This is a genomic window from Saccharicrinis carchari (assembly GCF_900182605.1).
Lineage (GTDB): Bacteria > Bacteroidota > Bacteroidia > Bacteroidales > Marinilabiliaceae > Saccharicrinis > Saccharicrinis carchari.
In genome coordinates this window covers 270,567-283,002 of record NZ_FXTB01000004.1, presented here as the reverse complement: position 1 = coordinate 283,002, position 12,436 = coordinate 270,567, and the positions used below count along the sequence as shown (strand labels likewise).

Annotated in this window: 7 protein-coding genes; 1 reads left to right on the top strand and 6 read right to left on the bottom strand. The window is 41.8% G+C overall.

The window, feature by feature from the left end; translation table 11 throughout:
• Nucleotides 1–75: 75 nt before the first annotated feature.
• Nucleotides 76–429, top strand: a complete 354-nt coding sequence (locus FN809_RS09890) for a DUF6249 domain-containing protein (protein ID WP_142533358.1) — start codon at nt 76–78, stop codon at nt 427–429.
• Between the two features lie 257 nt (nt 430–686).
• Here FN809_RS09890 and FN809_RS09885 read toward each other — a convergent pair whose 3' ends face one another.
• From FN809_RS09885 to FN809_RS09860, 6 genes are all read right to left on the bottom strand, one after another.
• On the bottom strand, nt 687–2,150 hold the full coding sequence (locus FN809_RS09885; protein WP_142533357.1) for a glycoside hydrolase family 30 protein: 1,464 nt from the start codon (nt 2,148–2,150) through the stop codon (nt 687–689).
• An 11-nt stretch (nt 2,151–2,161) separates the two neighbouring features.
• Nucleotides 2,162–3,613: a glycoside hydrolase family 30 protein gene (locus FN809_RS09880; protein ID WP_142533356.1), complete on the bottom strand. Its 1,452-nt coding sequence runs from the start codon at nt 3,611–3,613 to the stop codon at nt 2,162–2,164.
• A 15-nt stretch (nt 3,614–3,628) separates the two neighbouring features.
• Nucleotides 3,629–5,335, bottom strand: a complete 1,707-nt coding sequence (locus FN809_RS09875; RefSeq protein ID WP_142533355.1) for a SusE domain-containing protein — start codon at nt 5,333–5,335, stop codon at nt 3,629–3,631.
• Nucleotides 5,336–5,451: 116 nt separating this feature from the next.
• Nucleotides 5,452–6,927: a RagB/SusD family nutrient uptake outer membrane protein gene (locus FN809_RS09870; protein WP_142533354.1), complete on the bottom strand. Its 1,476-nt coding sequence runs from the start codon at nt 6,925–6,927 to the stop codon at nt 5,452–5,454.
• A gap of 12 nt (nt 6,928–6,939) precedes the next feature.
• Nucleotides 6,940–9,897, bottom strand: coding sequence for a SusC/RagA family TonB-linked outer membrane protein (locus tag FN809_RS09865; RefSeq protein WP_221929400.1), 2,958 nt, complete (start codon nt 9,895–9,897; stop codon nt 6,940–6,942).
• Nucleotides 9,898–10,466: 569 nt separating this feature from the next.
• Nucleotides 10,467–12,119, bottom strand: coding sequence for a DUF6377 domain-containing protein (locus tag FN809_RS09860; RefSeq protein WP_142533353.1), 1,653 nt, complete (start codon nt 12,117–12,119; stop codon nt 10,467–10,469).
• Between the last annotated feature and the right edge of the window lie 317 nt (nt 12,120–12,436).

The following is a 12,436-nucleotide window of genomic DNA, read 5'->3' as shown; positions in this document are numbered from 1 at the left end:
TTTTGGATACTTACGACAAATGGACAAAGAATAATCCGAATGGTAATTCTTAATCATCTTTAAAAATAAAATATTATGCAAGAAGTATTTATGGTAGCCGTAGTTTTTTCAGGCTTTTTTTACATCATTAAAATGTTTACCGATTATCTGCTAAAACGAAGACTGATAAAAAACGGACACGTAGAAAAGGCAGAGATCTTAAGTTCTGTTTCATCCGCCGAGGTGGAACCGCAACGCATGAAGAGCCTTAAATGGGCCATGGTGGCATCCATGGCCGGATTGGGTTTGATAGTTTCCTTTTTTGTGGGCCGGGCCTATGGTATGGATCACTGGAACATAAACCAATCGTTGATAGGTTTTGGGATTGAGCTGATGTTTATCGGCTTGGGTTTTCTGTTTTATTTTTTGATAGCCAGCCGGCAGAAGTAAACGGCAAACAGGGGTCGGCATTCGGTATGCAGTGAACGGTAATTGGGAAAGTTGGGACTGACATTCATACAACGTCAGTCAAAAAAAAAAGAGGCTGTCTTATTTGAGACAGCCTCTTTTTTGTTAACTGACACCGGTAATTAATTTAATCTGTCCGGTTGGCCTCACATTGTCAGCAAGTGCTAACTCAAGTTCATTTTTGATTAAGAATTATTTAAATAGCAATCGCTTGCAATCCTTCATTAAATATTATCTGTTTAATATACTAACGATTGGATTCCATGTGCCGGAATATTAATCTCGGTTTCGAACTCATCCACAATCAAATTATAGGTGATGTCCTCGTCGGAACGGTTCATCACTACGGTTACCATTTTGCCGCTATTGTTTAAAAACGAGGTGCTTAACAAATGGCTGCGGCTGGTGGTGGTGCTCACCCTTTTAGCTCCTGGACGGATGAATTTTGAGAAATGGCCCATGTAATAATACGATGGTGTATAAATCAACTCATCGGTGCGGGTATCGGCATGGATGGGGGCGAAGCAAAAGTTGCCCACATGGTTAGGTCCGCCTGTTTGGTCGAGTAGTATGTTCCAATCGGTCCAGCCCACTGTACCACAGTTAAAATCGTTGATCATGGATATTCCATAACGTTCGCCATTGCTCCAACGCTGGTATTGCGTTTCGTCAAAGGCTTCGATGCATCCTTCGGTGAACAGGAGTTCCTTTTCGGGGAACGATTCTTTTACGTTTTTAAGGTTGTCCCACATCGATTCACCTCCGGCCCAGCGCTCATACCAGTGAAAGCCGATGCCCCAGGCATATTTGGCCGCTTCGGGATCGCCAAAGATGGTGTTGGCGCGATGGGTAATCAAGTCGCGGTTGTGATCCCACACCACGATTTTTTTATCGCCCAGCCCTTCTTTTTCGAGCGTAGGCCCCAGGTAATTCTTTAAAAAATCGCGTTCCTGCTCTGCGGTATAAACGCACGATTCCCATGTTTGCACCGCCATGGGCTCATTTTGTATGGTTAAGCCCCATATCGGAAATCCTTCGGCCTCATAAGCTTTGATAAACTTGGCATAATACGAGGCCCACGACTGGTAAAACTCCGGTAGCAATGAGCCACCGCGTAACATGTTATCACGTCCTTTCATAAAGGCAGGTGGACTCCATGGACTAACGTAAAATAACAATGGTTCGGTAGCTGCATCCATAGCTCGTTGTATCATGGGAATACGATATTGCCTGTCGTGGTCGATGGAAAAGCTTGTTAGTTCTTTGTCGCCTTCCTCGATATAGGTATAGCTGCCTGAGCTAAAATCGCAACTGTGGATGGTGGTGCGTAGCAGGGTATGGTCTATGCCGTCTTCGCCATAATAGGCGTTTATGAGTTCTTGCTGCTTTTCTTTGGAAAGCTTAGCGAAAACTTCGGCCGAGGCATCGGTAATAGCACCCCCGATACCAATAAAGGTTTGAAACTGCTTTGCGGGATTAACAAATACAGATACCTCTGCTTCTGTAGGCTGCGATGTGGAACCGAAACTTAAATCCTGCTTTAAGGTTAAACGGTCGCCACTTTGCTTATCGGTTGAATAAACGGTTATGGTTTTTCCCTCCGGAGAAAAGCTCGTTTCGTTTTTTTGCTTTTTTTCCGGCGCTTTAAAGCTACACCCAACAAAAAGGGCCGTTATAAGAGTTATTATAAATATATTCTTCATTTTTTTTATCCTTAATTTTGTTTCCATACAAAAGTGCCTACCGATTTTGAAGCCAATGTAACGGAGGTCATTTCGTCATTTAATTCAATATTAAACTGTTTTTTATCGTCGGTGTCGTTCAGCACAACTATTACAATATTACCATCTGGTGCTTCAAAGGCCACATTGGGTAGGCCGGAAGGCAAGTTGGATTCAACTCTAACCGATCCGGGACGCACAAATTTAGAAGCATGTGCTATAATGTAATACGCAGGATTACGAATTACTGCATCGCCATCGATAGTTAATGCCCCAAGGCATTGGTTACATCCGCCATCGGTATAGGGTTTCAGATCAGAATCAGCTGCCAGGTTCCATTCGAGTACTGTTTTGCACCAATTGCGAGAAGCTCCAACAATTAAGTTACGCGTATGCCATACCATATCCTCACCGAAATTTCCGGGTGCTCCCACCCACTGTTCTGTAAAATACAGGTTCTTGTCGGGGTGTGCCGCATGAACATCACTTAGGTTTCCGATATCGCCACCGTACAGATGAAATGCTGAACCATCGATATATTTATTCGCTTCGGCATCATCCAGGATACTTATTGGGTAATCTGTTCTGTCGGCATTGTGATCGTAAATAATTATCTTGGTATTGATGCCTTCAGACTCAAAAGTGGGGCCTAATGCCGACTTTACAAAGTTCGCCTGATCACCTGCAGACATATACATACTAGGGTTATTCCCCGGATGTAACGGTTCGTTTTGAACGGTAATGGCATCAATGATTATTCCTTCCTTGGCCATTTCCTGCACATATTTAACAAAATAATTGGCATAGGCCTGGTAATATTCCGGCTTAAGTTCTCCTCCTTTGGTTGCTCCGTTTGTTTTCATCCAGGTTGGTGCCGACCATGGCGATCCTAATATTTTAATATCAGGATTAATGGCCAGAATTTCCTTTAATACGGGGATTAAATAGGCTTTATCCGGTGCCAGTGAGAAATGCTGCATATCTACATCTGTTTCGCCTGCACCTAAATCGTTATATGAAAATGTATAGGCATCCAAATCAGAAGCCCCGATACTCACTCTCAGATAGCTTACGCCTATATGGTTTCCATAATGTGCAAATAACTCATTTAACAAGGCCTGTCTCTTAGAAGAACTCATGTTGTATAAATGCATGGCACTTCCCCCCGTTAAGGTAAACCCAAAACCATCCATGGTTTGATAGGTCATGTCGGTATTTACCGTAATGGTTGGGTTATTGTTTTCAGAAGCCTGGGTAAAAACTTTATCCTGCTTATTAAATTTAGCAATCCCATCGTAGGTAGAAAGGTACTGTGTTACATCCAACTCCTCCATTTTTACAGGAGGAGGAGCCGGGCTATCGCCAGGTTTGTCAGAACATTGAATGCCTAACAAAGCGACGATTGAAAATATGAAAGATAAAATTGACATTTTTTTAATGTTCATAGGTTTAAATTTTAATTATTGAGCTACAAACTCGTAATTCGCTGTTGAAAAATCAGGAGCAACGGTTAATTTAATAGTATACGTTGCACTTGATAGTATGTTTTGCAAATTAGAAGCGCCTGAATCGTTAGTGGCAGTTCCTACCAGCGCAGTTTTGTCATCGTTTGCCCCGGCCCCGAACTGGATATCCCATGGAGAGAAGAACTTAGATTCAAAGTCTGCTTGCAAATCAGCCGTTGCTGTAAATACATACGGATGCGAATAGGTCATTAGTGTTTCTGTTTTGGCGTCCCAGCCGCCTTCTGCATCATCATCCCAGTGGAACAGTTTCAGGTTATAATAATGCCATTTAAACTCACTGTTTTTTACATCTACTTCAAATCTGTATGCCTGATCCACAGCCGGAGAAAAAGAGTTGCTTCCTTCAACTATACTTAAAGTGTTACCTACCTTATCGCTATCGCCTTGTTCCATAGCGCCATCAATGCTGTAACTTGTTCCACTGCCATCTGATTTTGTGTTAATCAGGATATTGTCGGTAGTCTGTAAAGCCAAATAACTTGTTGTGGCAAACCTTCCGTCGCCCACCAAAGTCATATTGTAGGCATCTGTACCATTCACAATTACATACATTTGTTGCTCCGGCGCTTTTTCTAAATTCAAGGTGTACTTTTTCCCTGTTAGGCTTAGGGTTACCGAATAATAGCCGGCTTCGCTTTGCTGAAAATTATCAATTGAATAGCCTTGGGCGTTAGCGAAATCCTCCAAAACAACCTCATCGGGTGTTCCGTTGACTTGTTTCATAATACCCTGCCAATCATTGTTGGCCCGTATAATATATCCACCGGGTCTAATAAAGCTTAGGTCGGCTTGCCAAACGCCCATGCCTTTGTATGTAAGAGCCTCGTCGGCATCCCAGCCACCTTCGAGGGCGTCACCGATTAGTGCAAGGCGGTCAATTTTAAAGAATGAAATACTCATTGCTTCAAAATCTATATTGATTCGGTAAATACCTTCATTATCAACAGTGATAGGCTGTCCGTTGCGAACCAGGTTTCCTTCGGTATCAAGACCATAGGCAACCGCATTACTACTGCGTCCGTTATACACCATAAATCCTTCATTGGCTTTAAGTTGCGTATATGCTTCATATAAATTTAGCTTATCGCCTGCTGCATTCAGTAAGCGCTTCATCAGGATTGCTTTGTTTACATCATCCCCAATTTCAGTGGCTCGGCCCGATAGATATAAGTTATCATCATCGTACCTAACCATGGTTACCGAAGCTTGCTTGCTGCTTGTTTTAGAAAGGCAGGATGCGACAACAGACCATTGAAGCTCGATATCTTCACCAGGTTCAAATCCAGCCATATACAATGCTTCATTTAAGGCTAATGTAGATATGAAGGCACTTGTGCTTTTGCCCGCATCTTCAGCCTGTAACGATAAAATGGGGTGATTTGTGTCTGCAGCATTTAATGAATCGATAACTACAGTATAATATACACCATAACCTGCGGAAGAAACCGCCGGATTCCATTTAAACTCAATTTTGCTTAAGGGAGCCGATTCATCAAGAACCAACTTATTGCCATCGTTTAGTTGCACTAAGGTGGGTTCGCTCAATTCCCAGTTGCCTTCGGGCTGAAGGTTGCTTTCCTCTTCGCAGCTCCAGGCCAACAAAGTGACCATCAGGATAAATAATATATTTTTTATTTTCATCTCACTATAATTTTAATTTTCAAATGCATTCGATGAACTCACCAATATTGATCTCTCCTCCCGCCTTTGCGGGACAGGTAGTGTGTGAAGTATTCTCATGGCTTGTTTCATAACTTTTAATTTGATGGATTAGTTTCTAAAGCAGGATTTCTATCCAGTTCTTGCTGGGGAATGGGAAGCAGGATTTTAGCTTCAGTCATTCCATATGTTACAGGCTGATTGTCTCTTAAATCAATCTCTACCAGGTTATTCATGGTTTCAACCGCAAGGCCATAACGCACCAGGTCGTCCCAACGTTGGGCTTCCTGTGCCAATTCAAGGCGCCGTTCATTCAAAATGGCCAAACGCAATGCTTCTTTGCTACTTGTTTTATCTGCGGTTAACGGATCCAGGTTCACGCGGCTTCGGATGCGGTTTACCTCGGCTACCGCTAAATTAAGTTTGTTGGTTTCGTTCAGTGCCTCTGCTTTCAGCAGTACTATATCGCCATAGCGTAAAATATACTGGCGGTCGGTACTGGCCCAACCCATGGCATTTTTCCATTTGTAGGCAAAGGGTATGGTGCTGCCGGAAGCATTACCCCAATACTCATCTACCCAATTAACAGCTTCGAATAAGATGCTGGCATTCTTGCGCACCTCATCGCCCTCAGCATCAAAAGCGCTGACCAGGTTTTGCGACGGTGTAGCAAACTTACGCCATGTATCGCCCGAAATAGAAGGCGGTAAAAGCATCTGCGGCCCCCAGTTTCCTTCGTCGCCACCTAGGTATTGAATTTCGAGGATTGACTCTGCATTGTTATAATGGCTTCCGTCAAATAAATGGGCATAGTCAATGAGTTGGTAATTGGCATCGCTCGACTCTACCTTTGCGATATATTGCAGGGCTCTGGCATAATCAGGGGCAGGCTTTTGCGCGCATGCTTTAGCAGCCAGGGCGTTGGCAGCCCCTGCGGTTGCACGTGCCTTGTTAATGCTCGCTTCATTACCATAGGTGTCGGGAAGCAAACTTATCGCCATATCCAAATCAATCAATATCTGCTCAAAAACCTCTGTCGCGGACGAACGAGGTACATTAACCGCACTTGCCTCGGTGGAGGTAGTGGGCGCTAAAATAAGCGGTACACCACCCCACAAGTTAACCAGGTTATAATAATGATAGGCCCTTAAAAAGTAAGCTTCTCCTTTAATCTGGTCTCTTCGCTCATCCGTTAGCAAGGGATCATTAATACCAGCAACCTTATCCAATACAACGTTTGCCTTTAATATGGCATTGTATAAGTTCGACCAACTCTGGTATACTTTGGAGTTGGTTGCAGAGATATTCAGTAAATCTGCTTCAAATATTTCAGGATTGTCTCCTCCTGCATAATGATTATCAGACCTAATATCCTGGAAAATAATATTGTTCCATACGTAGGCATCCGATTGAAAAGATTCGTAAGTTCCTGCCAGGGCAGCCTCTATTTGGCTGTACGATTCGTAGGCGGTTGCTGTAGTTTCTTCCGAAATGGGTTTCAGATCAAGGAAATCGTCACATGACCAAAGCGAAACTGCGAGCAAACTACTTAATATATATGATTTTATTTTCATTTTTATTTTCTTTTAAAAAGTAACATTTAAACCAAAGATGATATTCCGTGTTTGTGGGTAGGTTCCATAATCAATACCTCGCATGGTATTAGAACCTCCAAATGCGTTCACCTCAGGGTCGAAGCCGGTATAATCGGTTAGGGTAAACAGGTTTTCGCCTGTTGCATAAACTTTAACTCTGTCGAGGTTTATTTTATTCAGGAACTTTTGAGGAATGTCATAGCTCAAAGTGATGGTTTTAACCCTTAGGTACGAAGCATCTTCGATAAATCGGGTAGATATTTTTGAGTTAACGGTACTTGCCCAGCTTGCCTTTGGGATGTCTGTTACATCACCGGGCTGTCTCCATCTGTTGTTAACGCTTAACAACTGGTTTTTAGGATCGCTCATTCCTTCTGAATCTATACGGGTAGCATTTAACATGTCGTTTCCATAACTTCCTTCCAGGAAAACAGTTAAGCCAAATCCCTTATAACTCGCTGTATTATTTACCCCATAGAAGAAATCAGGGTTGGCATCCCCAATAATTTTTCTGTCTTCCGGTGTTGGGTCAAAGGTGCTGTCTCCATTCCTGTCTACATAATAAGCATTTCCTGTAGCCGGGTCAACACCACCCCACACGTATCCGTATAAGGTTCCCAATGGCTGGCCTACTTCCAGTAATATGGCTTCACCGCGGCCTGCAATGTTACCCATAGGCAAGCTTTCAACAACCAGATTGGTTACTTCGTTTCGGTTAAATGAAATATTGAATGTAGAACTCCATCGGATGGCTCTGTCAATATTAACCGTGTTCAGGCTAAACTCCAAGCCTTTATTTTCGAGGTTGCCAATGTTTTGTAAGGCATTGTCGTATCCTGTACTGTGGGGGAGAGGTGCATCTAACAACAAATCTTTTGTTTTACGAAGGTAGGCATCTGCCGTAAATTGCACGCGACCATTGAAAACATTGAGGTCCAGTCCAATATTGGTTTGTTCCGACTCCTCCCATTTTAAGCTATTGTTATCAATTGCAGCGGGGTATGTTCCCGGCATAGTCTGTCCGCCAATAGGATAATTGGCGCCGGAGCCTGTTAAGCCATAATAGGCATAATTACGTATTTGGTCGTTACCCACAATACCCCAGCCAACGCGCATTTTTAAATCATTCAAAAAATCGAAGCCTGCCATAAATGATTCATGAGAAATACGCCATCCGGCCGAAAAGGATGGAAAATAACCCCAACGGTTATCCGGACCAAAAGCACTGGAGGCATCTGCCCTAAAGTTGGCTGTAAGTAAGTATTTATCCTCAAATGAATAATTCAGCCTGCTGATAAATGAGGTGTTTGTTTTCTCAGACTTGGTATTACCGGCCGATGTTATAATAGAACCTGCATTGGTGGTGGTAATGGCATTACTCGAGAAGTTTTCGGCAGTAATGTAGTTGTTCTCCCACAAATATTTTTGGGCAACACCACCTATCAAGGCTTCAAGCGAATGACTTTCCACTTTCTTATTATAGGATAGGGTGTTTTCTATCATCCAGTAACTGTTGCGGTTGGTATTGTTGTTTGCAATTCCACCCTTGGCACGGCCGTAACTGGTTAAATAAGGATCCAGAAAGCTATCATAAATGCCATTGCTGTAGTCAACGCCAAGGTTACTTTTAAAAGAAAAATCTTTTAAAAAATCAGCTTTTAAAAACATGCTTCCCAAGAAACGATCATTTTTATATTCTCGTTCAGAACCGTCGGTACTGGCAATTGGGTTTTCCCAATTCTGGAAAGGATTAGAAGTAAAGGTACCATCTGCATTATATATGCCAATAACGCTTGGGGTGTTAATTACGCCGGTTAACACGCCTCCCTGGTTAACGGCGTTATTGTCGTTTACATCCACATCGGAGTATTTGGTATACGCAATTCTGGTTCCCAGACTTAGCCATTTATTCACTTCATGATTCAGGTTAACTTTAAAATTGGCTCTGTCCATTTGAGCACTTCGCACGGCACCTTCTTGCTTTACCCAGCCTCCTGAAATGTAGTAGGTAGTTTCTTCACTTCCTCCCGATACAGAAAGCTGGTAGTTTTGCGATACCCCTCTTTTAAACACCTCATTTTGCCAATCGGTGTTTTGGTTGTATAATTCCCAATCGGTGGTCTGGCCCATCTCAGTCATCAGGTCACGGTACTGCTCACCATTTAAAACTTCCAGCGTATTCCATACTTCCGAAAAACCGCCATATACATCTAAGCTTACTTTTGATTTACCGCTCTTACCTTTTTTAGTTGTAATTAAAACCACCCCGTTAGCGCCCTGTGCACCGTAAATAGCTGCTGAAGAAGCATCCTTTAAAATAGTCATGGTTTCTACGTCGGCCGGGTTTAAAGAGCGTGTATCGCTGGTTGGTATTCCATCAATCACGTACAAGGGTTCACTTCCGGCTGTAACTGAGTTTGTTCCACGTACCCGCACGCTTAAGCCTTCCGATGGCTTACCTGATCCGGATACCACACGAACACCAGCGGCCCGCCCTTGAATTAATGACCCAAGTTGCGTATTAGGACGCGACTCCAACTCTTCGGAATTAACCATGGCTACAGAACCGGTAATGTCCTTTTTTTCCTGCGTTCCATATCCTACAACAATTACCTCGTCTAAACCGAGGATATCGTCGAATAATGTAACTTGTAAAAATGATTGGCCTTGAGGATTGACTTCCTCGGTTTGCATTCCTATAAAACTAAAAACGAGGACAGCGTCGGCAGGCATTTCGCCGCTAAGGTTAAAGTCCCCGTCTATTCCGCTTATGGTTCCTGTAGTAGTGCCCTTGATTATAATGGACACGCCGGGGATGGGCTCGCCACTCTTATCCGTCACTACTCCACTGATACTTGTTTGCTGGGCTGCCAGGTTAATGGAAAAAAACATTCCAATAACAGCGCACACGATAAATTTGTGATACGCCCCCAAAATTGATTTCTTCATAATAAAGTATTTATTTGTTAATGTATAGTGCTACTCATGTAAAAACAATGTGTGTTATTAACATTTGTAAAGAGAAGGGATAAACAAGGAAATACCTAAGGTGTGTAGCATAAAAGTAGATTGTATAAGAAGTGTAGAGTGCTTATGGTGCAGATGCAGAGAATGTTAGGATGTGGGGTGTGTTGTAAAAAAGTGGATGGATTAAAGGTGTGTAAAGTTAAAAATCGTAAAAAATCGTATTATTATTTAATAGAATTGAATGGTTTGCAGAGATGTTGATTATTATAAGGTAATATTAGCAATGACATAAATATTGACCAATTGCTAATTTTGAAAAGATTGTTCATAGTGTTTTATGAAAAATAGCGTTTCATATCAGCCCTGTTTTTTGCTTAGTATAAATACTGTAACAAATCCGCACAAAAGCAATTGAGCACATGATAGTATTAAATAGCTCGCTATTCGCGGTGTTTTCAAGTTGTTAAAGAACAAACAACTACGTTTCAAACTGACAACTTATTTCATTACAAACCCTAAAAGTAAATCCTACTTTGTTAGGGATGCACACCTTACTTTTTGGCCACATCAATGAGCATAACGCTGTTTTCGAAGTTATCGCGATCGGTACGGGCCTTGTTTTTAATTTTAACCCGATAGTTATAAATGGTATTAACCGAATAGCGAAGTAGTTTGGCGATTTTAGAACTATCGTTTATGCCCAGGCGAATAAGGGCGAAGATGCGAAGCTCTGTATTTAACCTTTCCTCATCTTTTAGTACGATTTGTTCTTCGGGTGTTAGCAGAGCATTTAGCTGCTCCACAAAATGGGGGAAAATGTGCAGAAAGGTATCATCAAAATTTTTATAAAATTCTTGCACCTCAGAATCAATCAGTTTTTTTGATTTTGTTAAGCGGAATAATTCCTCGAATTGGCGTGCTCCAATCTTTTTATTGACCACCTTGTTCATCTCGTCGAGTTTATCGATGTAGTTGGAACAGATGGTGAGGAAGTTGCCAATATAATGCTCTTTAACATGGTTGGCTTCGGCCAGGGCATCATTGGCCGCATTCAACTGATTGTTGGATTCATTTAAACTTTGATTCAGGGATTTTAATTTAGCATTTACTTTTTTTAGCTCGCCCTGGGCTTTCTTTAGTGAGCTTAATTGTCGGTGGATAAAGAATATGGCCATTAATAAAATGACCAGCAATACGCTTATTATCGTTAGTAGTTGCCGTAAGGTTTTTTGTTGACGGGTGGTTTTAATCTGGTAGGCATTACTGATGACGGGTAAAATCTCCGATATGACCATAAAACGCAGACGCGAATTATAAAATGAAGCATCGTCAAAGGAAAACATGATAAAACGATGCGCCCTAAATACATCTCCCTCATCGTTAAGTATTAAAGCCAGATCTGTTAGTGAGGCATTGTCCTTAACCGCTGCTTTAATATCGGATATAGCCGAGAGTATCAGGTATTTTTTCTTTAGTCTAATGTTGTTTTCGAGCTCAAAAAGTAAAGCCCGCTCAAATGTGATCAGGGAATATTCTATAGTCCCCATTTGAGCATTTGATAAGCGTCTGCTGTTTATCTTTTTACACTCAATCATATTGCGCTGGTCGCGGTATTGCTTTTCTAACATGCTCAGGTACTGGGGCGATTCCGGATTTAGTAAGGGCAACAGTGAGTCGATGTAATTATTGTGTATATCGGTGTATTTTTGTCTGTTTTGGTTGGAAGGTGTATAAAAGCTCAAGTCGTTATATACTTTAATAAAGGCATTGTAATAATCAATTAGCCCCTTATCGGCTAAAGTACTTTTATCGATACGTTCCAGTTTTTCCACAGCTTCAAAGTACCGTCCGGATGAGGCCAATACAAAAGCCATTTTTATATTGGATTGGTTTTGAAGCTTCGGATTGCCCAACTCCCGGGCTAGTTTTTGGTTTAGGTTAAGGTAATGTAATGTAGAGTCAAAGTTGTATTTTAGGTATTCTTCAATTAATTGGTTATGCACAAAAAACGTTTCCTCCGGACTCATTTGTCTTTCGGCCAAGATATTTTTTAGGCTGGCGATACGGTTTATCTTTTTTTGTTCGTACACCGGTGCTTCCTCCATTGTTTTCTCCAATAAAACAACTAAGGAATCTACCTCGCTATGGGCAGATAATGTGGAAGCACCCAACAGAAATTTAAAAAGAATCAAAATTTTATTCATGGGCGATATATTCTATGCCGGCCAATGTTGCCTTTCCTGTTAAGTGATAAAAGGAATTTGAATTGTTACCGTGCAAAAGTAAAAAATAAAAAGCACTTAAAATAATCCGCTTAAAGTGCCTCTTTTGGCCTATGGCTTATCTTTACAAGTGGTGTGGCTGATTTTAATTATGGATTGTATGCTCTTCATCTATTTTCAGTTTTATTGCCTTTCATGTGTTTATTTTTTGATAGTTATGGTCACTAACTTGTCCCGCCATAGCGGGATAGCCTGCTCCGATTTTTCATAGGGTGAACTCGCCAAATTTAATCGTCCCC